Origin of the sequence: Deinococcus aestuarii (assembly GCF_018863415.1) — a bacterium.
Taxonomy (GTDB): domain Bacteria; phylum Deinococcota; class Deinococci; order Deinococcales; family Deinococcaceae; genus Deinococcus; species Deinococcus aestuarii.
Map to the genome: position 1 here is coordinate 53,236 of NZ_JAHKSN010000021.1, position 25,169 is coordinate 78,404.

The following is a 25,169-nucleotide window of genomic DNA, read 5'->3' on the forward strand; positions in this document are numbered from 1 at the left end:
TTCCGGTGGCCAGGCTTCACCGCCCCAGCGTAGCCCCGGAACTGCGGCGGGGCGGCCCGATGTGCCCTGGCCCTCACCTTCCGGGCCCTGCACGGACGAGGACGGCGGCCTGGCCGTGGTCGGGTGACCAGACGACCCTGTGCTCCGGCAGTGCTGATCACCTGGCCCCTGGCGTCCAGCCGTGCTCACAGGGTTGGACGTGCCCAGGCGTCCAGTGCCATGAGCACGCCCGGGTGCGCAGCCTGATGCCGTCAGAGCAGGCCCAGCTCCTGGTCGAGGTCGACCAGGGCTTGCAGGGCCGCCCGCTGCCACACCCCGTCGCGCACCATCCGGGCGATGAGCGCCGCGATGTTCCAGGCGTCGTCCGCCCCCCGGTGGTGGGTGCCCTCCAGGGGCAGCCCCGCGTGCCTCAGCGCCCGGGCCATCCCCGCCCGCTTCAGCCCATACCCGGCCGCGTACACCCCCTTGGCATTGGTGTGACCCGGGCAGAACGGGGAGGGGACTTCTTCCCCGCACTGCCGCTCGAACTGCCGGCGGTCATAGTCGCCCCAGCTCGCCCACGGGCGGGAGGCACTGTCGAAGTCGCGCCGCAGCACCTCGCAGGCTTCCCGGAAGGAAAGACCGCTCGCTACCTCGGCGGCCGTAAGGCCCGTCAGTTGGGTACAGAACGCGCTGACCTCGGAGTGCTCGGGGCGCACGAGCAGGCTGCGTTTCTCCACCCGCTCCAGGGTGCCGAGATCGAGGACGCACACGCCGATCTCGATGATCTCGTTCTGTTGACCGGGTGGAGGCTCACCTTCCCAGCAGGTCGCTTCCACGTCGATGACATTGAGCAGGGGCATCAGCTGTACTCCTCCCCGGTCTCCTTCTTCGCGTAGGCGTCGGTCGGCGGTCTTGCTGAGGTTGGCGCGGCCCCCGCCGGTCTCCTTCTTCGCGTAGGCGTCGGAGATCAGCTTGAGGCTCAGGTCCCGCCCGTCAGCGGTGAGGCGCGGGACGAGCGGCGTCACCACGATCCCCTCGCGGATGTGCAGCCCCTGGCCCGAGACGGTCTCCAGGCCGTTGCGCAGCCCCCGCAGGGTCGCCACGTCGAAGGGTCCCTCGTACAGCCGCGGGACGGCGTGCTCCACGAACCACGTCGGCCAGTCTGGGCGAGCCAATACCCGGCCCTCGTGAATGAGCTTGAACACGAACACCGTCGGGTGGCGTTGCCCATAGGTGAAGCCCTTCTGCACCGGGACGACCTCGCCGAACACCTGCACCTCGCCACTCGGGAAGGCCGCGTCCGCCGCCCCGAACAGCCCGACGTTGCGGGCGGCCTGCCAGTACACGTTGCCCGCGTTCTCCCTGAGGGTGAGGCGGTTGCGGGACAGCCCCTTGCTGGTGACCAGCCACTCCCCTGCCGCGGTGCGGTAGTACACGCCTTGCGAGCCGTGCAGCTTCTCGTGGGCCAGGACGGGCTCCCCCTCCCGGAACTCCCCGGCGTAGATGCCGAACTGCTCCACGTCGTGATGGGTGTAGTGCCTCACCACCGGAAGTGGGGCGACCTCGCCGGCCATGTGCAGCGGGATGGGCGGTTCCCAGAAGGTGATCCCCAGATGCTCGGACAGGTCCTCGCCAAAGGGGAGGTCCTCCAGCCCTTCGCCGGGCAGGATCACGCCCTGGGAGAGTTCGCCGCGCAGGCGGACGGGACCGACCCGGTTGTGCTCGGGGCCATGCAGGTACGAGGCGCCGGTCTCCGAATTGACATACCGCTTTGCCAGCTGGGGAGGCAGGACGGCGCGCTCGGGAGCGATGACGATGGGGTCGCCGTCCTGGAACTCGCCCTTGCGGACGACGAGCTGGAAGGCGCCGACCTTGCACAGTTCGAGGCGGTCGGCGCCCTCGTGGGGGAAGAGGCGGGCGCGCTCCTTGATGACGTGACGTTCGGCCATGATGGTTCTCCTGTTCGGCAGACTCCGGGCTGCCGCAGCGGAGCCTAACCGAGGCCAGAAGGGTGAACATCGGCCATCCCGCCCACACGGGACTACGCGAGGTGGCGCAGCGGGCAGACACGAAAACGCCCCTTGCGGGGCGCTCTCAGGCCTTGAAGTTCTGACTCATCGCGTGGGCATACCTCGGCAATCCGTCGCCCCACCCGCCCAGGATGAAGGTGCCCCGGTACGTCTCCGGCACGATGGTGTCCGCGTAGCCCGCCACCTGCACCAGGTAGACCAGCACCTGCGGGTTGACCTGCTCCCGGTACGTGCGAATCAACTTGGGCACGTCGATGTAGTGCCCGCCGCCCGGCCAGATGTAGTCACGGTACGCCTTCGGGTGGGTGCCGTACAGCCCGCCGTGCCCGGCCTGCATGTCGCTGTACACAAACACGTGATCCCAGTGCTCCCGGTTGCGGATCGCCCGATCCCAGAACAACCAGATGCCGTTTTCCGTTCCCATCCCGATGTCCTTCGCCAGCCGCTCCGCCCGCTCCAGGTTCGGCATGACTTTGCCTTCGACCCGGAAGGTTTCCAAGCGGTCGCCAAACACACCGACGTACCCCTCGTCCGCCCGGCGAGCCGTGAGCACGGCGCTGAGGTTGGCAATGGTGCTCACCTGCATGCGACCCATGCTCGACGTCGCCGTCCCCTGCGCGCTGCCGCTGTTGTCGCACAGGCTCATCACCCGGCCCGGGAAGCGGGGCAACTCACCCAGGCTGACTTCCAGAGCGTCCTCGATAGCGCTCAGGACAGACTGAGGAGCTTTCACCTCCTGCACCGCACGGTAGGCGCTGTAGTAGCGGAAGGGGAGCTGCTTGCCCTTCGCCGCCCCCTCCACCAGCTTGCCGGTGAAGAGTTCGGGGGCCACGCCATGCTTAAACAGGTTGCGAAGGTTGCGCAGCAGGGCCATGTGCCCCATCACGTTCACCGCCTCTTCCCACTGGGCCTGGCCGCTGCCCTGCGCGCTGATCAGGCTCTCCCAGGTCTCGCCGTCCAGCTTCAGCTCGCTCCGCATGAGCTGATCAATCGCCGGGCTGGAGGCATGGACAAGATTCACCACGTCGAGGGTCTTCACACCGCGGCCTTCCAGGCGGTACTTCGCCAGGGCGGTGGGGGACACGCCCTCCAGCGCCGTCTTCCACGCCTTCTTCAAGCTGTTGGGAATGGGCTTGCCGTAGGCGGCAAGTTGATACGCGAGACCGGTGGCGCACTCGTCGGGGCGGCGGACGATCTGCGGCGCGTACTCCCGGACCAGACCCGTGCCGCGCACCTGGATGTGGTTGGCGGCGCGGACCAGGATGACCTGGGGCGTGACGCGGATGTTCCACTCCCCACGCAACTCGGCGGCCAGCCGCAGGGTGCCAGGGGCGTCGACGACCAAGGCAGCGTCGATAGCCCGTTCCAAGCGCTGAGCGGGCGTGAGGCCGCGCCAGTCCTGGGGGTCCAGAGCGCCTAGCGTGGCGTTCAGGTGGGCGAGATGGGCCTCATCCAGCCGGCCAGGGTGCACGCGCTGCGGACGGGTATCCGCAACATCCCGGGCGTAATACATGGGCTCGCCGAAGAAGCAACTGGCGGCCATCACGCGCAGGGTCTGGAGGGGGTCGGTGAGGTCGTAGGACGGCCCGCCCATGAAGTTCAGGTGCGGCTTGGCCGTCTTGTTCTTGAGGCGGTTGATGAAGCTCATGGGCATGACCTCCTTTGTCGGGGCAAGAAAAGGGCCAGTGGGAGAACGTCGCCCTCCGGTGTCGGTTTCTGTCCAAGAGAAGGAACCGGAGAACTCACTGCCCACTGGCGGTGCTGGACGCCCGGAGAACATGGCGCGGCGGGACGCAAGCGCTCTACCACTGAGCTACACCCGTTGCCAGGTGGCGGGACTCGAACCCGCGACCACTCGATCCAAAGTCGAAGGAACCGCCGCTCTCACTGCCGAGCGAGGGAAAGTATGGCGAGCGCGGAGAGAACCTACATGCGCCGGTTGATCACGGCTCCATAAGCGTTTTGGTCAGCCTCACCTCTTGCCCCTCTTCCGCAATCACCTGACCGCCGTGGAGTGAAGCCACTTGGAGAATGGAGATCGGGCGCGGCACTCCTCATTCCGAAGAGATCATTTCCTTGTCCTGCCAGCCAAGCCCTGGTGTTCGGAGACGACGGCCCCATCGGTGTGGCCATCCCTTTCAGAGAAGTGGAGGCCGTTCCCTTCAGGAGATGCTGGCACAGCGGCTGGCAGCTCGCAGTCCCGCGTTTCCCGCATCAAGCGCGGCGACGTCCACCATACCGAGATCGTCGCGCCGCGGGCACGTACTGAGGCGCTGGGTGGGGAACTGCAGATGACCGTCAAGTTAGGTGATAAACGCCTGACCCTCGGCAGACCCTTGGGATTGCCGAGGCCAGCGAGCTCTCAGCGTCAACCGTCTTCAACGTCGGGCGTTCTCGCCCCCTGTCGCCCAACGCCTTCCCGGGTCAGGAGGTAGCTGGTGCTGCGGCCACCCGCCCCCGGGTCCACCCGGAGGATGCCCCTGTCCACCAGATCATTCAGATCGCGGACGGCCGTGGGCTTCGAGCAGCCCGCCAGCGCCGCGTACTTGCTCGACCGCAGCTTGCTGTTCAGGCCATCCAGCACCTTGTTCAACACCTTGATCTGACGCCCGTTCAGCTCCACGTCACGGTGCACGTCCCAGAAGCCCTGCTTGTGGCGGACCCTCTCCAGGACACCCTCGGCCGAGGTGAGCGCCGCCTGCAGTTGGTCGATGAACCAGACGATCCAGGCGGTGAGGTCCATCCCGCCCCGCTGGGTGACCTCCAGCACCTCGTAATACGCCGTTCTCTCCCGCTCGATCTGGGCCGACATGGAGTAGAACCGCTGGTCGGTGCCGTCCGCCCGCGCCAGCGCGAGGTCGGTGATGGCGCGGGCGATCCGGCCATTGCCGTCATCGAACGGGTGGATCGTTACGAACCACAGGTGCGCCACGGCGGCCTGGACCACCGGGTCGAGCCGGGCCGTGCCGAACCAGGCCAGGAATTGGTCCATCTCTTGGGGCACACGTTCCGCCGCCGGGGCCTCGAAGTGCACGCGCTGGCGGTCCAAGGGTCCACTCAGGACCATCATCGGCCCCTCGTGGTCGTCGCGCCACGCCCCCACGATGATCTTTCTCAGGTTGCTGCGGCCGCTGGGAAACAGGGCCGCGTGCCAGCCAGACAGCCGCTCGGCGTCGAGCGGCGCATCGAAGCGCCCGGTGGCGTCCAGCAGCATCTCGACGACGCCCTCGATGTGGCGGGCGGCCGGGGGAAGGCCGGCCACGTCCATGCCGAGCCGCCGGGCGATGGAGGACCGCACCTGCGTGACGTCCAGGTGTTCGCCCTCGATCTCGCTGGATTTGGTGACGTCCTGAACGAGAACGGAGAGCACGGTCTCCTGTCGGGCGTCGAACCCGAGGGCGGTCATCGCCGTGATCAGCGCTCCCCGCCGGAAGTGGACGTCCGCCAGCGTGGCCCCGAAGGCTGAGGCGTCCCAGTGGAAGTTCGGCCACTCAGGTCTCTCGTGCGCGTACACCGGTTCCCCGCCACCCATGATTCGATTGTAGTCCCTAATCGAGTCAGATCTGAAACGTTTACGTCAGGGGTCCTGGGTGTCGCGGCGGGCCCTCTCGCTTGAGCACCTCCCGGAGGGTGCTTGCCGGACGTCCACCGGCGGCTGAGCCGTCACCCTCGTGGACATGAGCCCGTTCGCGGTGGACGACCGACGACGCTGGAAAGCGGGCCGGGTCGCCTCCCGTCACCAGCCTTCCACCTCGGCGGCGACGTCATGCTCCTCCACCGCCACGTAGCGCCGGGTGGTGTCGACCGAGGAGTGCCCCAGGAACAGGGAGACCCGGGTGAAGTCCTTCGTCGCCCGGTACAGCCGCGTCCCGGACGTCTTGCGGGCCGCGTGGAAGCCGCGCCACCGGTGGCCGGCCGTGCGGAACGCCTGGTGCAGCCGGTAGGATGCCTGGCCGTAGTCCCAGTCGAAATATCTTCCGTTCGCGTCCAGCACCGGCAGGGCGCCCAGGGCCGCGCGCACCCGCGCTCCCAGGGGCACCCGCCGGACCTTCCCGCCCTTGCCGCGCACGGTCAGCCGATTCCCCTGGATGTCGCCCGCCCCCACTCCCAGCGCCTCACCCACCCGCAGGCCGGCGTGGGCGCACAGCAGCAGCAGGGCGGCGAGCCGGGGGCCGCAGTGGGGGAGGACGGCCTCGATCTCGGCCAGGTACGGCGGGTTCCTCACGATGCCGGGCGTGGGGTCCGCGGGGACGTAGACCTCGTCGAAGGGCTGGACCTCCGTCGCGCCCGCCCAGCGCAGCGCCCGGTACAGGGCCCGCACCCCCGCGGTGTACTGGGCGATGGTGGCGGCCGCCAGGACGCCGCGCTTGCCCTTGCCCTGGGTGGGCCGTCGCTGCAGGTGGGCGAGGTAGCGCGCCCCGTCGCGCCGTCCCGGGCGGAGCAGCATCATCCCGCCGTGCCGGGCCCAGGGCACGAAGTCGCGCACGGCCAGCGTGTAGGCCGCCAGGGTCTTGGCACTCGTCCGGGCGCCCTGGCGGCTGGCGGTCGTCATGTACGCCTGGGTGATCAGGACGAGGGCGTCCACGTCGTAGGTGGCCGCGGCCTCCACCGCCCGGACCCGCAGGCCCTGGTCGGTCAGGTTGGCGTAGCTCAGGGCGTCCCGCAGGAAGGCGAGGTCGGTGGGCACGGCTGCATTTTAGAACCAAGGGAAATTAGTTCTAACCTGAAAGCCTGCGGCGACGGCTCCCAGCGATCTTGGAGGCCAGCTTGAGGCTGCTCCTCAGAGTATGAGTCGCGCGGCCTGACGCGTGATCTCAACCTGGCCGTGGCATTTCCCCCTTCCCACACTCAAGGAGGCTGTTGGGTGGCTTCTTAAGATTCAGTGAAGACCACAGGCGGAAGCAAGCCCAAAGGCCGTTCTTGGGGAGGAAACCCAGATACGCCGCACCCCAGCCTGACCTTTTAATTACATCAAAGCTGTAAAATAAGCGTCTGCGGTTTTGACATTCACCATGTAATTGTTATACGGTCACGTTATGACCCCCTTCGACTCCTGGCGGGGCTGGACTGGCACCGTTCAAGCCGCCCTGGCAGTCCTGCCCCAACTCGCCAGCGAGCTGGACCTCATGCTGGACCTCCCCAACGAGCGTGTCCTGCGCGATTGGCGCGCCAAAGGCCTCATTACCAAACACCAGCGCCTTCTCACCGGCCACAACCTTCTGGAAATCCTCCGCGCGAAACAGCTGCGCGACCTTGACCTGCCCAACACCCTCATCCGGCAGCACCTGCACGAGCAGACCGACACGGATCTATTGGCCGCCCTCACCGGCATCACCCCCGCACCTGCCACAAGCAGCGCCCCCGCAGAATTGACAGCGGACCTTACTGAAACTGACCGTGTCCTTCAGCAACTCGCCGCCGCCATCCTCGACCAGTACAACCGTGTCACCCACGGCAAGCTCGTCGGCATCTACACCGACATTCCCCTCAGCCTGCGCCAGGCGCAGGCATACCTCAGCCGCATGAACTTCCGTTTCGGCGGCTGCACCATCAACCTCTCTAGCGTTCACGAACTCCTCCATGCCTGCACTCAGCCTCTCAGCGATTGGGCACCCCGTCCCCTCGCCGAACATCCCGAACACCACGACGTCATCCTGATCGAGGACGACCTGTACACCCCCAGCCCCGACTGCGCTCTCCTGGCCGAGCAGGGCGGGCACCTCGAGAACCTTATCGAGGTCCAATGGCACGGCCGCTTTCAGGACGCCCTGGACCGCCTCCACGAGAGCCATCGTGACGACATGTACACCCGCATTCGGCGCTTCATCGCGGAACACCCTCTGGTCACCACCAGTGAACTTCTGAAGCTCAAACGCAATCCCCGCGTGCAGATGGCCAGTGAGATCACGCAATTCATCGACAGCGTCTATCAACCCGTGCATCCCTTCGATACGGTCAACCGCACCGTCCTCCGCTGTGAGCACTGCCAGGGGCCCATCCGCGACAATCGCTGCCGCCTCCCCACCTGCCGCTCCCTGAACCCGACCACCACCCAGACCACACCCGTCCCCATGGATCAGGCGTACATTGCGCACTCCGCCCTACTGCGCTACTGGTGCGACCCCGCCCAGGAGGAACTGCGTCTCTACCGCCATCTCACCCAGTTCCACCCGAAGGTGCATCTCTACCCGCAAAGTGACGCCTGTGACGTCGCCATCGGCACCGAGCACGGCGTGGACATCAAGGACTACACCGACCCCCTCCGCCTCGCCGACAAGCTCAACTCCGGCATTGGCCGCTTTCGCCTGTACAAACACAAGTACCTCGCCATCGCCACACGCCGGGTCCGTGACGACAGCTACATCCCCCGCCTCCGAGAACGTCTGAACACCACCCTGAAACGCGACCTGGAAATTCTGAGTGTCGAAGAAGCCATGGATAAGCTTGCCGCCCTGAAGGGCGACCATGCCTGACGCCACCCGGCTCTGGCCAAAAGCCCAACGCATTCAGTGGGCCTGCGCCCTGATGGAACTGCTGGGCGAGACCACGCTCGAACACCTGCCCCTCGTCCTCAGCGGCACCCGTGCTGTGGAAAGCAGCCACCAGGCACAGACGTTCACGCCCGCCATTCGCCGCACGCGGCAGCTCATCGGCAAACTCCTGACCCGCCGCGCCGTGCAGGTCGCGGTCCGCACCCTCGACAACGCCTACAAAGATCAATTCAAACCTCAAAGTGATCCCCAGCCCCGCTTCGACCTCACCTACCGCATTGACCCGAAGACCTTGCAGTTCAAACCTCTGGACGGTGAGGAAGCCATCATCCGCGCCGCCAAAACGCACCTGATGCAAGGCTCTGTGCAACGCGAGCACAACCTTACCCTCGCCCCCGAAGGGGACCTCAACGCGCGCCTCAACGCCTCCGCGAATCCCATCAGCGTCCCCATCCGCCTCTCCCACGTCGACTTCCACGACATCCCCCAGCACAACCTCAACCGCACACCCGACGCGGAGCTGCGCGTCAGCCTTCGCGCGTTGCGCGCCACCGCCCATACCCTCGATCAACTCGACCGGGACAACAACGGCCGCTGGCCTGCCGAAAACTGGGTGAGTCGCCTCGACGGTGTCATCCAGCTGTACCGCTGCACACCCGGTGGCCTGGAACCCCTCGGTGACGACGACGAACTGGACCTGCGTGGCCTCAAGCACCTCATCGGCCTGCCCGGCGCCGGGAAGACCACCCTGATCAGCCTGCTGTGCGTCCACCTCGCCGAACGCGAGAAACGCGTGTGTGTCTTCTTTCCTTCCATTGAGGTGGCCCGCGAGTACCTGGACCGCCTGCGCCGCTACGGCACCAGCGCCGCCATGCTGGTGGGCAGCAGCGTCACCACGCAACGCACCCACGGTGAACGCCTCGCGGAACTCATCGCGATGCAGGGTGACGGCGGCTTCGGCCACACGCACGGCGGCGCGGACCTCTTCGCGCAAACCTGCCCCCTGCCCGCGTACGCCGTGGATGAGCGCGCCGCCTGGGAAGCGTGGACCCCCTCTGAAGCGCCCTGTGAGCAGATCTACGACGCGGAACGCAACACTCGCCACCTGTGTCCCCTGTGGAGCCGCTGTGGCCGCGTGAAAAACCAGCGGGAACTGGTGGACGCCCACGTCTGGCTCGGGCACATTCGCAGCGCCGATACCACCGTCCCTGCCCACACCACCCGTGAGCGCCTCCAGTACTTCCAGCTGATCGCCCGCACCTTCGACCTCGTCATCGTGGACGAAGTGGACGACGCCCAACGCACCCTCGACGACCTGGGTGCCCTCTCCCTGTATTTCAACGGCAACGATGAGAGCGTGCATGCCAAAGCGCAGGAAGTCACCCGCCTCGCCATGACCGGCCGTCTCAGCGTGCACGACCGCAAACTCCTCTACAACTACCAGTACGCCGCAAACACGTTCGAACGGCACCTCGTGCGTTTCCATGAGGAAATCACCACCTACGAGGAAGAGCACCGCGACGAACTTGGCGTGCCCCTTCAAAATCGCCTGCTCACGACCAACTACCTCATCAACCAAGCCGTCTCCTACCTCAACCTCACCCTGGAGCCTCAGCAGCTCGCCGCCATCTACTCCCTATGGGACGGCGCGGTGTATGCGACCTTCTTTGAGGAGCGCCGCCCCTGGTCACAGAGCAGCCACATCGCCGAGGGACTCGGCATCACCGAGGAGGAAGCCGAGGGCCGCTGGAAAGCCCTGCAAGAAGCGCTGTCCCGTTACCTGCACAGCCTCACCCGCAGCACGGACCTCACCGAGGAACTCCACCAGATTGAAACGCTGTTCGCGGAGCTCCTCGACCCGAAACGTCGGCAGGAGCTCGCGCCCTTCGCCCGGCTGAATGTCGCCGTCGGCTTCACCATCGCCGCGTACCAGGAATTGGTGCGGGCCGCGCGGCCCCTCAGTCACTACGACATCCTCCCCGAGGCGGTTCGCGCCCGGGTCAGCACCGCTCTGGAGCACGTGGTCGCCCGCAACCTCCTCGGCACCTTCTCCAGCGTCCGCTACCAGATGGCAGACGACAACAGCGGCGTGAACATCAGCTACCTCATCCTGGACACCGCGCCGCGCCTGCTGCTTCGACGCCTGCAGGAGCAGGGCGTGAATGTCCTCCTAACCAGCGCCACCTCGTGGATGCCGGACAGCACCACCTTCCACGTGCATGTCCCTCCGCACTACGTGCTGAAACCCAAGGAGAACAGCAACATCCAGCTGCGCCTGCGCTTCCAGCCCATCAAGCACCCCAATGGAAAGGAGTACCTGCGGTTCAGTGGCGGCAAGCAGCGTGACGAGCACCTGCGCCTCATGGTGCAGCATCTCGCTCGCAGCAGTATCGGTGGCCTCAGCCCTTTGGAGAAAGCCGCGCTGAACATGCAGACTGGGAGGGGACGCCGGCCACGCATGTGCGCCCTGATCGTGAACAGCTACTCCCAGGTGCGGGACGTCGTGCGGCAGATCGCGCAGACGAACGAGGCGCTCGCCGCCCGCACCCGCGGTGTCCTCAAAAAACTCCCCGAAAGCGTCAACTCCCGCGAGCATTACGTCCTGCGCGGCCAGGTAGAGACCCTCGGGCACGACGAGGACATCCGCGTCGTCGTTTTCCCGCTCACGGCCCTCGGGCGCGGCGTGAACATCGTTTTCAACACGGACGACGAGGACAACGGTGTCGCCGCGATCGGCAACGTGTACTTCCTCATCCGCCCCCACCCCGTCGTGGGTGACCTGAGCCTGATGATTTCGAATATCGCCCGCGCCACCGAAGCCTTCGACAGGCAACGCCTGCCGGACCACACGCTGGGAGACATTCACGGCGTGTACCTCCGCGAGCGCGGCGAAGTGTACGCCGACACCATGAAGCTCCTGTCCCGCTCCATGAGCGCGAGCCGCCTGCCGGACCACTTCATCCCCGCCTTCAGCGCAAACCTGCTGATTCCCATCCTGCAAACCATCGGCCGCGCTATCCGCCGCAGCCAACCTGCGGACGTGTACTTCGTCGACGCCGCCTGGGCCCCCCACAGCGCCGGCGGACAAAGCGCGGACGATGAACGCAGCAGCGTCCTCCTGATGATGCAGACCCTCCTCAGCCGGTACGTCTCAGGCCATCAGGATCCCGGTGACCAGGCGATGATGCAGGCCCTCTACCAACCCTTCGCGGACGCGTTCGCCGACATCGACGGCCTCAACCCTGGTGGATTCAGCGCTCCCGACGAGGACCCCGGCTTTTACCCACCCATCCACCTCGATGACGACGGTGACCTGTTCGACTGATCCCCTCCCCTCGCCCTCTCGTCCTGGAGGTCCGCATGACCCGCACCATGAAACCCCGCCTGTCGAAATCCCGCACCGCCAGCAACGCCCGCTCCCGCGTGCAAAACCCGGTCATCATGGCCTTCAAGTTCGACCCGGAACATCCCAACGTGGGGCAGCATCATGTCACGGTCTGCACCTGGACGCCCGACGCGCTGAAAATCACCACGGACCTCAAAGCGAAGCTGCCGCGCAACGCGAACCTGCCCACCCGGGACCTGCGCTTTCGCACCCAGGTGCGGGACACAGGGGTCATCCGCACCGAGGATGACCTCGGCCTCGGCTACCACCCGCAGCCGCTGCTGTACACCCGCTCCGAGCCGGACATCGCGCGAATGGAAGCGAACGCCGCGGTGGCCGTGTGGGCGGGGAAGATCCTGAAAACTCAGGGGAACATTGACCAGCGCCTCGCGCGTGAACTCGAAGACCTCGCCCTGGACGACAAAGCCGTCCAGGCACGCCACATTCCCATCGATGTCTACGGCTGGGAAGTGAACCGCCTCACGGGTTCCACACGGAAACCCAAGAATAGCAACCTGTACGCGGATCTCGCTGATTATGCCGGCAGTCTCCTCGAAGGGAAGGAGATCTACCCGGAGGCGGGGCCCATGCGGCGCGTGGTGACCGACAACCTGCGTGATGGCGAAACCGTCCTGATGACGGACGTCATGACACGCGTCATCGACGACGTGGAAATTCGCTTCAGCCTGGGTCTGGAAATCAGTGTGGAAACATACCCGGCCCGCGCCCTGCCGGTCCTGCAGGTGAAACACAAGAAGTTCGTGTGGGCCCGCGAACCTAAAGAAGGCCTCCGCAACCTCAGCGGGTACATTCTCCCGCACGGAGAAACGCGCGCCCTGAAGTTCCGCGTGAATCCGGACCTCAGCCTCGATGAAGGCTGGCAGGCCCTCGCCGACAACTACGGACTGCCCTTCAGCACCACCGAGACCCTCGCCATGAACGGCGCCTACGGCCTTGCTGGGGGGCACGTCATCGTCATCAACCACCAGAATGGCCGTGCGGAAAGCAACGCTGCGCTACGCGGCATTCCCGTCATCGACGCCCGACTGTCCTTTGAACGGCTGGAGGAACTCCTCGCCCCGCACGGCCTCACCCGCTGGACGGGGATCGAGGAGGTGCCTTCCCATTACGGGGAGAAGAACGATGCAGACATGGCGTGGAAGATTCTTTTCGAGGACGACGACGACACTGAACCGAGACCCACCCGAGGTAAGAAACCCAAGGAGAAAAGCGCTGCCACCCTCGAGCGTGAACGGGAGAAAGCGCAGGTGGCGTTCGACCAGTGGATCACCCGCGTGCGGGACGACATCAACGCGCATTACGGCAAAGCCCACCACATCATCCTTGGGTACGGTCCCGGCCTGCGGGAGGACGCGGAGCAGGCGCGTGACATCCTTCAACAGACCCTGCAGGACAAGGCCGTCATCAAGCTGCAAGCCATTCCTGCCGGCACGCACGGCAGCCGCTGGGATCTGGACGGTGGCCGGCGCGACATGAAGACCGTGGACCGCGCCGCCTCGCGCGAGCAGGCGTGGACGCCCTTTGTTCAAGAGGTCCGCGAGTACGCGAGCGGCAGGCCGGACCTGCCGGTGACCGGCGTGATCATCATGGCTGACTTGTGGTACAAAAGCCCCCGCGACGGGAAGAACCGCAAGGATGATCCCCTGAACAAACGTGCGGCGCGCCTCACCCTGAACCGGCAGCTGAACCTGATGGTGCAGTACCTGCTGCCCCGCGCTCGTCTGAAGACGGGCGTGCTGAACGATGCGAAAACGCAAAATTTCCGCATCCGCACGATCAACGCGTGGCGGGACTTGGCATGGAAGAGCATCGGGAAGATGAACGCGATGGAGGAGAAGATCCGCCTCAGCTTCGACACGCCGCCGAGCGATCCCCGCGCGCTGACCCTGCTGGGTGTGGGCATCATCCGCCTGAACCGCAAACGCAGCACGAACAACGTGACGAGTTTCATCCCCTACGCCATCGAACTCGACCCGCAGAGCGGCACCTGCATGGGCACGCTGCTGCTCAGCCAGGGGAGTCATGTGCCCGTCCGGACGCCCATGCTGCCCCTGCCCGAACTGGTGCATGAACTCAACGCGAACGGCCCCAGTTACCTGGTGCGGCGCCGCAACCCGAAGGAAACCATGGCGGAACGCCGAGCCCTCACACAGCAGTTCCTACACCGCGTCATCGCGGAACGTGCGAGCAACCACCCGGGATTGATCGTCCTCGCGGACGCCGGCACCCTCAGCGGCATCTGGCCGTGGCTGGCGGATGAAAACATCGACCCACGCAGCGTTCCCCTGGATGATGAACCCAACGCGCTCATGGACTTCCCGGACGCGGCCATCCTCCGCATCCGCCCGGATCACGCGCCGAAAGTCCTCAAGGACAGTGACGTGGATGTCGTTATCGACGGGGAGATTCGCCCGGCGAGCACGTGGAGTTCTGGGGACCTGTACCGGGTCACGGACACCGGTGACGGCATGCAGACCTACCTGAGTTTCGGCTCGCGCATCTTCAAGGGGCGCCGCACCCGCAGCGCATACCGCGACATGATCGACGGCAAGGGAGAAGTGATTCACCCGAAGAACGATGCGTGGATCACGCCGAACGCCATCGAGGTGACCGTCGTCCGCCCGGGCACGCATACGCCCGATGAACTCGCGAAGTTCGTGGAGGCGCTGCGAACGGAATTCGCGCATTTCGGCAGCTGGATCAACAGTCCCGGTCCGCTGCATTTCGCGTCACTTCTCAAGGAATACACGCCCGATTACGAGCTCGCTGAGGCAGAGGAGGACGAGCAGCAGCAAGAGGAGCAGGTGAAACCCATGCCCAGCCTCTTTGACTTTATGTTCTGAGGCCGCAACAGACGCATCGGGCGACCAGGGGTCGCCCGGCGATCCATTCACACGAGGTGAGCCTGCGTTCTGAAATTACGTTGCCTCACATTAGCCTGCAGCCAGACGGGAGGCTGAACTCTTCCACGCCGTGTTCCAAGCTCGAGGACTGTGTTCCTCCAGTTCCTCCACTTTGAAATAAACACCTACCCGGATGTCTGGTCCCTCCGCAGGAGTCCACAGAAAGAAGTGTTCGGAAGTAATAGCTTTTAGGTCAATCATGCCTGAAGCTTTGAACACTTCTCTCGAGCGACGTTGGGCGACGTTTTGGGGGCGGACTCCTCCCGAGCGGGCGCGCCTGGTGACCGCGGCCCAACTGAAGGGGGCGGGATTCCAGGGCGTGGAAGTCACCCGTCTGGTGGAGCGGGGCCAGCTCGAACGGGTCGAGCGTGGCGTGTACGCAGTTCCCTCGGCCGGCGGCTCCGCCGGCAGCCATGCCGAGCGCCTCGCCGAATTGCAGCTCCATTTCCCCAAGACGGTCGCCTGTCTGGAAAGCGCCGCGAGTCTCCTGCGCCTCACGGCCGCCGAGCCCCTTGAAATCGACCTCGCCCTGCCCAGGAGGAGCGTCGGCTGGACCCCCCGAGCCGGTGGCGTTCACTTCCACTGGATGACCGACGAGGTCTACCGCCACGGCCAGACCGTCGACACCAGCACCGGCACGCCCATCCGCACCTTCGACGCCGCGAAGACCGTGGCCGACTTCTGCGCCCGCCGCCACAAGCTCGGCCGCGGCACCTACCTGACCATCCTCAAAGCCTACTTGGAGCGTGGCGGACCGGGTGGCACACCGGGGGCGACCTCGCCCCTGCTCGCCGCCGCCCGGGTATGCCGGGTGGAGAAGGTCATCCGGGCCGACCTGGCGGTGCTGCGTGCCTGACAGGTTCGTCAAGAATCTGGTGCCCAACAAAGCCTGGGGGATGGTCGCGTGAGGACGTGCGGCTGCGGCAGACCCCACCTCCTGTTTGCCCGCAGTGGCAAGACAATCTAACACAAGCTGTTAGATTATCAGAATGTTTGAGCGACATCTCTTGGCAGAGCTGCAGGCGACCCTGGCGGACACTCCGGTGACCCTGCTCACCGGGGCGCGGCAGGTGGGAAAGAGCACCCTGGCCCAGGCCGTCGTGCCCCCCTCCCGGCGCTTCACCCTGGACGACCTGAGCGTGCAGTCCAGCGCCCGGGCCGACCCGGTGGGGTTCGTCGAGAGCCTGCCGGACGGCTGTCTGATCGACGAGATTCAGCGTGTTCCCGACCTCCTGCTCCCCATCAAGGCGAGCGTGGACCGCGATCGCCGCCCGGGCCGCTTCCTGCTGACGGGCAGCGCCAACGTCCTCACCCTGCCGCAGGTGGCCGACTCCCTCGCTGGCCGCCTCGGGCTGCTCCACCTGTGGCCTCTTTCCCAGGGGGAGCTGGGCGGGCAGCGGGAGGACTTTCCGGCTACCCTGTTCGGCGACGGGCCCCTGGAGGGCGAGACCCCGGCGGACCTGACCGGGCGCGTCCTGCGCGGCGGCTACCCGGAGGCCGCCCTGCGGGCGAGCGACCGGCGCCGCGACGCCTGGTTCGCCGACTACCTGCGGACGCTGATCGAACGCGACGTCCGGGACCTGAGCCGCATCGCCGGGCTGACCGAGCTGCCCCGCCTGCTGGCCCTGCTCGCTGCCCGCACAGGCAACCTGCTCAACTTCAGCGACCTGGCCCGGGACGCGGGCCTGAACAACGTCACGGCGACGCGCTACCACGACCTGCTCCGCGCCCTGTATCTGGTCGATCCCCTCCCGGCCTGGGCCGTCAACGTGAGCAAGCGCGTGATCCGCGCTCCCAAGGTCACCTTTCCGGACACCGGCCTGGCCGCCCACCTGCTCGGCATGACGGCCGCGCGGCTGGAGGGTGACCGTTCCCTCTTCGGGGCGCTGCTGGAGAACTTCGTGGTGGGGGAGGTGCGGCGGCAACTGGGCTGGAGCGAGGTGGCGGCCCAGGCCTTTCACTACCGCACGGCGGGGGGACAGGAGGTGGACCTGCTGCTCGGGCACCGGGACGGCCGGATCGCGGGTGTCGAGGTCAAGGCGGCGCGGACGGTGACGTCCGGCGACTTCCGCGGCCTGCGGGCCTTGCAGGAAGAACTTGGCGCCCGCTTCCACCGGGGCGTGCTGCTGTACACAGGTGACGCCGCCATTCCGTTCGGGGACAGGTTCTCCGCCGTCCCGGTGGGCACACTGTGGCAGAGCCGAGGACCCCAGTAAGGAACGCTGTCGGCACAGCTTGGTTCAGAGAGAAGAGTCAGGCTCCTCTCCAGCCGTGTCAATATATACAAAGAAGACACAACCGCTTCTCCCCTCTCACCCACCCTTCTTTCCCCGCCGTGCGTCCCCACCCCCACTCAACTTGACCAGGGGCCGGAGTGCCATCCGCCCCCCCAGGCCAAGCGCCTCCGTCACGCTCCGGCGGTCCTGCTCCCCGAGCATCTTCACCCCAGCCGAATTTCTCAAGGCGTGCCAGGCCTTGTAGTGGACACCCGCCCTCCGGCAGAGTTCAAACATCTTCGCGCGCAACTGGGCGTCCGTGACGGGCCTGCCCTCCTCCTCGAACAACAGGCCGTGGGGCCTCATCCCGTACAGCGGCAGTTCCCCCCTCGCCCCGGCCCAGGCCTGAAGCGCGAACTGGAGCTCAGGGGTACAGGTAACGATTCGTGCACCCACGTGGATCCTCTCGCCCAGCGCATGGACGTCCTCGAACCGCAGCCGACGAACCTCGGGACCCGTCAGACCGGCGTGGGCCCCTAGGAGGAGCAAGGCCTGCTCTTCCCTATTCGCGTGAGCGAGGAGCCGGGTGACCTCTTCCGGCGTGTATACGCGCCTCCGTTCATGGGCGTGGTTCACCTCGCCGTGGACGAGGACGAAGGGGTTGAGCTCGGTGAGGCCTTTGTCCTGAAGCGCCTGATACAGCTTGCGCGCCTGGGTGAGCCTGTTGTTCACCGTCGCGGGCGCCTCAGGGTAGGTTCGCCAGAGCCAGGCCGCGTACGCCCGCGCCAACTCCTCCGGGTCCCGCAGGTTGAGCACGCTCTCCCCTTCCGCCCGCAGCCAGCGCAGGAGAATCCGCCATCCGGACAGCACGTTCTTCCTGGTCGCCGGTTTGACCGAAATCTCCGGGGAGAGCAGATCAAGAACAGCTTCGTCTTGCTGCTGCTCGAGCAGGCGCCGCAGCAGGTCGGCGGAGGGGGGCATGGGGGGAGGATAGGGGGGGTTGCGGAGGGGAACTAGGGTGTTGTATATATTTACAACCGGCGTTTGCTCCTTGTGCCGACGCGGCCACCGGCACACAGGACGAGCGCCTGCCCCACGACCTTGCCCGTGGCTTCCTGCTAATTCCACCCTGAGGAGGGTGCTCCCACCGTCACCACCACTCGCCGAGTTAGGAGAGTCCGTGCCGCTTACCCCTCCTCTGTACCGTGCGTCGCCGCTGGCTGCCGCCACCATCGAGACTAACCTGCGCAAAAGCGTGGGAGTTTTGCGGGGCCTGCCTAACCAACACGCCTCGTACCGCCAGCCCGCCTCAACGCCAGAACGGGTCCTGGCTCTCGGCCGGAACGGCCTTCTTGCAGTTATTCCGATGGCAGCTGCGGGCACGCCCTGGGCAAAGGTTGGACGCACGCTCTACCTGCGCTTGTACGCCCTGAACTACCTAGATCCCCAGGAACTTCGCGAGTACACAAGGGAGTCCAAAGGGCTTCTGGCTGAACTGGCAGCATCGATCCAGACCGTCGCCGACTCCAGTACCGGGCCGTCTGGTGTGCTGAGTGTCGCCGCCCTGCGGCTCCTGTTCGAATTTAAGCTTAATATCGATTCGCTGGTCGCAGCGCCTCAGAACATCGACTACATGGAGCAGTCGGACCTTGAGCAGGCCTTTGCCCGCGAGCTCGCGGGTACTGTACCACTCCACCACGGGCTGACCATGCTCAGCTCGTCACTGTACCACGGCGAACTGATTCCCCCGGAGGTACCGGGCGACCGTTATATCTGCCCCCCGTTTTTTGAAGCAGCCGAAATTCTGACCAGAGAGTGGGCGCGGCGGCAAGGTGGTCGCCCCACAGAGCACGGAACGTAAGTTCAGGGCGCACACGGATACTCGCGGCCGTCATCAAAGCGGCAGGTTCACTCGACATGTGTGGGAAGCAGCTGAGGCAACGGCTCATCCGCCCAACTCCGGCAGCGCGACCCGGTGGTCCTCTCGCTCGCAGAGTGCCTCTCCACAAATTTTGTGCAATCTGCAAGACGATTATCTTGCAGATTGCGTATAGTGTGAAAAGGAGGACCGATGACCAGTTCAGCATCTACGGCACGCCGTCGCCCCGCCTCCAGCCCACATGTGGGCGCCGGGGGACGCGATGAGGTGTTCAAGTACGTCACCGGGGTCGACGCCCCCGAAGTGATCGCCATCATCATCGGTGGTGACGGCCGCCTCATCCCCGCCGGAGTCAGCGTGGGGCGCGTCGCCGACCGCCTCGCGGAGGTGTTCGGCGTGCGCAAGGCGGAGGCCGCGCGGCTGTTGGGCGTGAGCGAGAGCACCGTCAGCCGCCGGACCAAGCCCAGCCCCGACGTCCTCGACCGGACCCTCGCCGCGAGCGAGGTGTTCGCCAACGTCGCCGCGGTGCTGGGTCCCGACGGTGCCCGGACCTGGTTTCGCACCCCCAGCCCGGCCTTCGATGACCACACGCCCCTCGACCTGCTCCGCACCCGCACGGGCGAGCGCCAGGTCGAGAACGTCGTCGAGTCGCTCCTCAATGGGGCCTTTCTCTGAGGGTCTACCGGCTCTCCCACCGGCTGGCCCTGCAGAGGAACCCGCACCCGTTCATCCCCACGCCGGGCCAAGCGCGCTGGAACAGCGCCGGCGTCCGGGTCGCCTACACCTCGGAACATCCCGCGCTTGTGGCGATGGAGATTCTGGCGTACTGGCACAACTACCCGACCCTCAGCGGGTACAGGCTGTTCAGCCTCACGCTTCCCGACGGCAGCGTCGAACACGTGCCGACGACCATCGACATCCACGACTACGCACAAACGAGGCCTTTCGGCGATCTCTGGGTTCGGGAGGCGCGCAGCCTGGCCCTGGCCGTCCCCAGCGTCGTCGTCCCGCTCAGCACCAACTACCTTATCAATCCGGCGCATGCCGGCTTCGCAAACCTGACCTACACGGATCACGGCGAGTTCGCGTACGACGGCCGTGTTCAGAACCTGTTGGCGACCGCCCAGACGCACAAGGGTCCAGGGGGCCAGGAGCGCGAGTAACTCCGGCTCTCCCGTCGTCCGTGAATGGCCGGGTGCCGCATACACGGGCCGGACTGCCAGACCCTTTTCGGGCTGCCTGTCAACCGGTCGGTCTCCGGTATACCCTCGATCGGAGACTCCAGAGGAGAGACGGCTGAAGACGATTGGGGCCAGCACGTGAGCGCCGTGCGTTCAGCCTCCCCGTGGGCCTTCAGGCCTCCTCACCTGGGGGGCCAGGGACCACGGGGAGCAGCGGGAGCGCCTGTGCCAGACGCAGAGTGGGCGGGTCGAGCGTCAGGACCCGTCCCAGCAGGCCGTAGATCCGGGCATCCACCTCCTCACCGAGGAGCAGGTAGGCCCGGTGGTCCGCGGTTGTGGCGATCTGCTGACCCCCCACATGCGTCACCCGCGCGAGCACATACAGATCGTCCCCGATCAGGGGCTGGGCACTCGGGGCGGGCACGGGAGACGCTGCACCGTGGGGCCGGGCGTCGTGCACGAGAAGGCGTCGCCGCGAACCCTGGAGGAGAATGCCCCAGATGTCGATCCAGGCGTGTTGCGGGGGCACCCAACCGAACGGCACGCCCATGAGGGAGAGGCGGCGCTCACCCTGAGCGAGAACCGCCCCCTCCGCGTGGCGGGCGTAGCGGCCCGTCAGCAGCACGGCCTCGCCATCGGGGACGGACGACAGGAGCTCCAGCGTGATCGAGACGTAGGTTGTCATGGGGACCTCAGGATGAGTGGCGTCTTTCCGAACCTCGGTTACGAAAAGCGGCCGCACCCTGACCCGCCTGTGGCGGGTGAACGCTGTCACCTCCTCTCTGCCTGGTTGAGGCGGGCCCACCTCGTCGCCCACGTCCCACGAGCCGGAACGGGGACCACGCGCGCCACCGGGGACTTCCGCTCCATGACCATCAGGGTCCCGCTAGGCGGGAGGGTTCGAAAGCCCACGTCCACCGCCGCCCGCGGGCTCTTCGGAGGTCCGGGTCAGATGGGCCGCGTCAATCCGCCTCTGGCCGCGCCGGCCTCCCGACCAGCGGAATCCGCCTGACCCGCGGGGGCGTGGATGGGGGACGGTCCTCCCCCGGGTCACGGCCCAGGACCGCGTCCAGCCGCCGCCGCCTCTCGGGAGGGAGGTGTGCCGGGAACTCCCGCAGGTAGCGCAGGACCGGCGCGGACGCGGCCAGGTCGGCGGCGACTCGGGTCTCGTCCAGGTGCCCTGCCGGGCCTTCGCCGAAAAGTTCCTCGAGACGGCGGATCCGGCCCAGCACCTCCGGGGCGAACATGCGGTCGTACGCCGGGTGGCAGTCGCGGTGCAGCAGGGCCACCAGGTCCCGGGTGGAGCGCGTGACCGCCACATAGCGCAGCCGGACGGCCTCCTGCTCCTCCTCGGGGGTCCGGGGGTCCCGGCCCTGGGCCTGCCCACCGTCGTACAGGACCACCTGCGGCCACTCGAGGCCCTTGGCCCCGTGGATGGTGCTGACGACCACCTGCACGCCCCCCTCGGGCACCTGCGCGCCGAGCCGGTTGCACAGGTCCTGAGCGTCCTCGGCGCGCAGGCAGTGATGGCGGGCCACGTCGCTGCACGGGATGGGCAGGACCGTCCGCAACATATCGGGCAGCTCCGTCAGGGAACCCCGCCAGTCCTGCAGGTGCTCCCAGACCCCCAGGAGCTCCCCCAGGCGGGGATTCGCGAGCACCCGCCGGACCTCGCTCACGGTCCGGCCGGTTCGCCAGGCCGCGTGCAGCAGGTCCCGCTCGTCCGCGTCGTCGGTCGGCGCCAGGGCGAGCAGCGGGTGGGGTCCCCGCGGGTCCGCCCGCCGCGCCAGGTACTGGGCCACCGGCCACAGGACGTCCCGGCAGTACGGGTCGGACACCCGGTCCCGCTCGCTGGACGCCCTCACCACCAGGTGCGCCTCCCGCAACCAGCCCGTTACGGCGCCGACCTCCTCGTTGGTCGCCGCCAGCACGGCCACGGGGGCGGTCGTGGCCGTCTCGGCCATGCCCCCGACCACCGTGACCAGCCCCTCGATCAGGTCGGCCGACCTGTCCATGCGGTACACGGCCAGGGAGCCGCGGAAGCCGGCCGCAGGGACCATGACCCGCCCGGTGAGCGCCTCCGCGGCCAGGACGTGCTGCGCCGGGGAGCGGTAGGTGACGTCCAGCACGTGACCTCGGTCGGCGCGGGCGGCGAACCCGTCGAACACGTCCGGCGTGGCGCCCTGAAAACCGAAGATGGACTGGTCGCGATCCCCGACGGTCAGGAGCGGCAGGTCGCCCGCCAGCCGCTCGACCAGCTCGGCCTGGAGGGGCGAGATGTCCTGGACCTCGTCGACGATGAGGTGGTCGAACTGGGCCCGCAGGGCGTCCAGGCTCCGCGGATCGCGGCCCCACCGCGCGCGCACCTCCGCGAGCAGCCCGGCGAAGGTGAGGTGCCGGCGCCCGGCGGCCGCGTCCAACGCGCGCAGCCGCCGCCCGGCGTCCTCGCGCAGGCGCCGCCGGGCGGGGTCGAGCTGCTCCGGCGGCACCTGCCACACCTGCTCCAGGACGCGGGTCAGGGGCCGATCGAACCTGGTGTGCACGAGCTCCAGTTCCGCGACGACGGCCTTCCAGGCGGGATGCCGGTCCTCGAGGACCTCGACCCGCCGCTTGCCCCCGAGCTGAGCGAGGCACAGGGCGTGAAGGGTCTGCGGCCGGCAGTGCAGGCCCTCCCGCCTCAGGCGCCGTTCCAGTTCGCCCCGGGCGGCCCGACTGAACGCCACGAACCAGATGCGCCGCGCCTCCACACCCTGACCGACCAGGTACCGGACCCGGTCGAGCAGCACCCGCGTCTTGCCCGCCCCGGCCACCGCCCCGACATGCATGCGGCGGACGGTGGGGGCGACGCGCACCGCCTCCTGGGCGCCGCTTAACGGGGGCCCCTTCACGGGCGGCCCCCCAGGGTGTACAGGGCAGAACGTCTCAGAAACTCGAAGTCGCCCTGGGCCGCGGCCGGATGTTCGTTCAGGCTCCGGAGCAACCGGCGCGACGCCCCCAGGCTGAGGCCGCGGGCCGCTTGCAGGTGCAGCCCCCCCACCACGGCGTCCCGGTACTCCTCCAGCAGCGCCGCCGCGTCCCGGAACCCGAACCGCAGGCTCCTGGCCCCCACCACCGTGTCCTCGACGGTCCGGTGGAGGTCGACCTGTTCCAGCCAGGTGTCGAGCGCTTCGCGCAGCGCGTCCTCGTCGGTCAGGGCGAACAGCGTCCGCAGCTCGTCGACGAGCGCCGTCGCCACCTGCACGGCCTGGAACCGGTGCTGGAGGACCGACCGCTTCGCCAGCAGCTCCGGTCGGGCGAGGTGGTCCTCCAGCCGCCGGTAGCGGTCCGGATTGGCCAGCACGACGAACCGGTGCCGGTGCAGTTCCGGCGCCCGCCGGGCCGCGACGGGGAGGGACATGGTCACGCGCCACAGGACCTCGCGCAGCGCCCGGTGGGCCGCGGTCATCACCGTGAACCGGTCGGCCAGGCCGGTCAGGGGACCCGGCAGGTGGCCGGCCCAGGCCAGGTCCCCCACCATCACGTGGGTGGTGCCCCGGCGGTGGGCGAGGGTCAGCCACTCCCGCAGCTCAGCCACCACCGCGCCGAAATCGTCCTCCTCCGGCCCCTCGAGCAGGTCGACCAGGGTCCCCTGCTCCGGATCGGTGACGACCCACCGGTCGCGGCCCCGCCACCGCCAGCGTTGCAGGCCGATCAGCCCCGGGGGCCTCACGGCCGGCGCCCCCAGGGCCCTCTCGGTCGCCGCCCGCAGCCGCCCGGCCGAGACGCCGGTCATGCGGTGCAGGGTCCGCAGGCTGAGCCCTTCCCGGCGCCACTCCCGGAGGTCCGCCTGCAGGGCCCGCGTCATCCCGTGCTGGACGTCGACCCGCAGCCGGCCTCGGCGGCGGCACTCCGGGCACCGGGTGGCGGCCGTCTCCGCCACGGCGCGGACGTGATGTGGTCCGGCGGGACGGTCCCACAGCGCGGCCTGATAGGACCAGGTGACCGCCAGGCGCTCGGCGGGCACACCGCACGGGCAGGGGGGAACGCCCGGCCGCAGCCGGACGGACAGCCGTTCAGGGGGCCCGGCCGCCACATTGAGCCCGTGCATCGCCCTGACCCACAGCCGCTCGTACTGGCCCTGCTCGTCCCAGTCCCGGGCGGTCGCCGCGTAGGGGCGTCGCCGCGCGTGCCAGCTCTCCCGCAGCAGTTGGCGCAGGCGCCCGTTGGCACTCTCCACCCGGCCCGAGGACGGCCGCCTGCCGCCCGGCAATGCGCACGCGGGATCAAAGTACGCCAGGATTTCCTCACGCCACGCCTGCAGCAGATATTCCAGGCGTGCGAACGGCTGCCCGGTTCGTCCCTCCTGTCGGAACGCCAGCTGGGTCAGGGCGCGCTGCCACATCCAGTCCGACAGCCGCCCCTGGGCCTCCTCGACCGTGGCGCTTCGCCAGATCCCGGCCGCCTGCACCGCCAGCTCCACGAGGGTGGCGAGCACCTCGCGTTCCCGCGCCGTGATCCCCTCGACCTGGAGGCGAACCTCACCTGACCGCAGCGCCTGCACGAACGCCTCGTTGACCCGACGCAGTTGCCTGGGCCGCATGGCCGACGCCGGGAGAATGAGACGGACCGCGTCCCTCAGGTCCATCCCCACCTTGGCCTGGACGTGAAATCGATCGCAAACGTGACTCAAGCCGGCGCCATAGACCTCGCGCAGCACCTCCCGGTACGGCAGCCACATGTCGGTCGCGACCACCGGGGCCCCGCAGCCCGGCCGCAGGCTGTTCATCTCGGTCAGGAACGCCCTGAGCGTGTCCTTCTCGCGGTCGGGCAGGATGTCCAGCAGCTCACCGCTCACCAGGTTGACGACCACGCACAACACCCGGCCCTGCCAGAACAGCTCGTCGATTCCCAGGTGGGTCACGGCCGCCCAGTGTGCGGCCAGCCGGGGCCGGGCCAGCCTCTCCTCGGTCACCTGTTTGAGCAGCGGGCGCAGCCCGGACGCGGTCACGCCGCACCAGGCCGCCAGCGTGCTCGCGGGAGCACCGCGCAGGTGACGTCCCGTCAGTTCATCCAGCAGACGCTGGGTCATTCGTGGCCGCCGT

At 67.5% G+C, this 25,169-nt stretch carries 16 protein-coding genes and 1 tRNA gene; 8 read left to right on the forward strand and 9 right to left on the reverse strand.

Features of this window, described 5'->3' with window-relative positions; translation table 11 throughout:
* Positions 1 to 251: 251 nt before the first annotated feature.
* From IC605_RS19345 to IC605_RS19365, 5 genes are all read right to left on the reverse strand, one after another.
* A complete protein-coding gene (locus IC605_RS19345) occupies positions 252 to 1,931 on the reverse strand; it encodes an RNA ligase (ATP) (protein WP_281416431.1) in 1,680 nt (559 codons plus the stop codon).
* A 145-nt stretch (positions 1,932 to 2,076) separates the two neighbouring features.
* Entirely contained in the window at positions 2,077 to 3,660 is a 1,584-nt protein-coding gene (locus IC605_RS19350) for a TROVE domain-containing protein (RefSeq protein WP_216328048.1), read from the reverse strand.
* A 175-nt stretch (positions 3,661 to 3,835) separates the two neighbouring features.
* Positions 3,836 to 3,904, reverse strand: a tRNA-Gln gene (locus tag IC605_RS19355).
* Between the two features lie 476 nt (positions 3,905 to 4,380).
* On the reverse strand, positions 4,381 to 5,544 hold the full coding sequence (locus IC605_RS19360; RefSeq protein WP_246581062.1) for a Fic family protein: 1,164 nt from the start codon (positions 5,542 to 5,544) through the stop codon (positions 4,381 to 4,383).
* Positions 5,545 to 5,748: 204 nt separating this feature from the next.
* On the reverse strand, positions 5,749 to 6,699 hold the full coding sequence (locus IC605_RS19365; RefSeq protein WP_216328050.1) for a tyrosine-type recombinase/integrase: 951 nt from the start codon (positions 6,697 to 6,699) through the stop codon (positions 5,749 to 5,751).
* A 349-nt stretch (positions 6,700 to 7,048) separates the two neighbouring features.
* On the opposite strand from IC605_RS19365, the gene IC605_RS19370 reads away from it, so the two are divergent.
* The 5 genes from IC605_RS19370 to IC605_RS19390 all read left to right on the forward strand — a co-directional run bounded on the left by IC605_RS19370 (position 7,049) and on the right by IC605_RS19390 (position 17,028).
* Positions 7,049 to 8,485, forward strand: coding sequence for a restriction endonuclease-related protein (locus IC605_RS19370; protein WP_216328052.1), 1,437 nt, complete (start codon positions 7,049 to 7,051; stop codon positions 8,483 to 8,485).
* Positions 8,478 to 11,828 carry a pPIWI_RE_Z domain-containing protein gene (locus IC605_RS19375; RefSeq protein WP_216328054.1) on the forward strand — a complete coding sequence of 1,117 codons (3,351 nt, stop codon included), beginning with the start codon at positions 8,478 to 8,480 and terminating at the stop codon, positions 11,826 to 11,828. The genes IC605_RS19370 and IC605_RS19375 overlap by 8 nt, the downstream gene beginning before the upstream one ends.
* A 35-nt stretch (positions 11,829 to 11,863) precedes the next feature.
* Positions 11,864 to 14,752, forward strand: a complete 2,889-nt coding sequence (locus IC605_RS19380; RefSeq protein ID WP_216328056.1) for an RNaseH domain-containing protein — start codon at positions 11,864 to 11,866, stop codon at positions 14,750 to 14,752.
* A 259-nt stretch (positions 14,753 to 15,011) separates the two neighbouring features.
* A complete protein-coding gene (locus IC605_RS19385; RefSeq protein ID WP_246581063.1) occupies positions 15,012 to 15,668 on the forward strand; it encodes a type IV toxin-antitoxin system AbiEi family antitoxin domain-containing protein in 657 nt (218 codons plus the stop codon).
* A gap of 133 nt (positions 15,669 to 15,801) precedes the next feature.
* Positions 15,802 to 17,028, forward strand: a complete 1,227-nt coding sequence (locus IC605_RS19390; protein ID WP_216328060.1) for an ATP-binding protein — start codon at positions 15,802 to 15,804, stop codon at positions 17,026 to 17,028.
* A 96-nt stretch (positions 17,029 to 17,124) separates the two neighbouring features.
* Here IC605_RS19390 and IC605_RS19395 read toward each other — a convergent pair whose 3' ends face one another.
* Positions 17,125 to 18,009, reverse strand: coding sequence for a tyrosine-type recombinase/integrase (locus IC605_RS19395; RefSeq protein ID WP_216328062.1), 885 nt, complete (start codon positions 18,007 to 18,009; stop codon positions 17,125 to 17,127).
* A 199-nt stretch (positions 18,010 to 18,208) separates the two neighbouring features.
* Between IC605_RS19395 and IC605_RS19400 the strand changes: the two genes are divergently transcribed.
* From IC605_RS19400 to IC605_RS19410, 3 genes are all read left to right on the forward strand, one after another.
* Positions 18,209 to 18,889 carry a hypothetical protein gene (locus tag IC605_RS19400; RefSeq protein WP_216328063.1) on the forward strand — a complete coding sequence of 227 codons (681 nt, stop codon included), beginning with the start codon at positions 18,209 to 18,211 and terminating at the stop codon, positions 18,887 to 18,889.
* A gap of 210 nt (positions 18,890 to 19,099) precedes the next feature.
* The gene (locus IC605_RS19405) at positions 19,100 to 19,582 is read left to right on the forward strand and encodes an antitoxin Xre/MbcA/ParS toxin-binding domain-containing protein (RefSeq protein ID WP_216328066.1); all 483 of its coding nucleotides are present in this window, start codon (positions 19,100 to 19,102) and stop codon (positions 19,580 to 19,582) included.
* A complete protein-coding gene (locus IC605_RS19410) occupies positions 19,579 to 20,070 on the forward strand; it encodes an RES family NAD+ phosphorylase (protein WP_216328108.1) in 492 nt (163 codons plus the stop codon). The genes IC605_RS19405 and IC605_RS19410 overlap by 4 nt, the downstream gene beginning before the upstream one ends.
* Before the next feature lie 190 nt (positions 20,071 to 20,260).
* On the opposite strand, the gene IC605_RS19415 is transcribed toward IC605_RS19410, so the two are convergent.
* The 3 genes from IC605_RS19415 to IC605_RS19425 form a co-directional block, all read right to left on the reverse strand.
* Positions 20,261 to 20,773 carry a hypothetical protein gene (locus IC605_RS19415; protein WP_216328068.1) on the reverse strand — a complete coding sequence of 171 codons (513 nt, stop codon included), beginning with the start codon at positions 20,771 to 20,773 and terminating at the stop codon, positions 20,261 to 20,263.
* Positions 20,774 to 21,050: 277 nt separating this feature from the next.
* A complete protein-coding gene (locus tag IC605_RS25460; RefSeq protein ID WP_216328069.1) occupies positions 21,051 to 22,976 on the reverse strand; it encodes a UvrD-helicase domain-containing protein in 1,926 nt (641 codons plus the stop codon).
* Positions 22,973 to 25,156, reverse strand: a complete 2,184-nt coding sequence (locus IC605_RS19425; RefSeq protein WP_216328072.1) for a transposase — start codon at positions 25,154 to 25,156, stop codon at positions 22,973 to 22,975. The genes IC605_RS25460 and IC605_RS19425 overlap by 4 nt, the downstream gene beginning before the upstream one ends.
* Positions 25,157 to 25,169 lie beyond the last annotated feature (13 nt).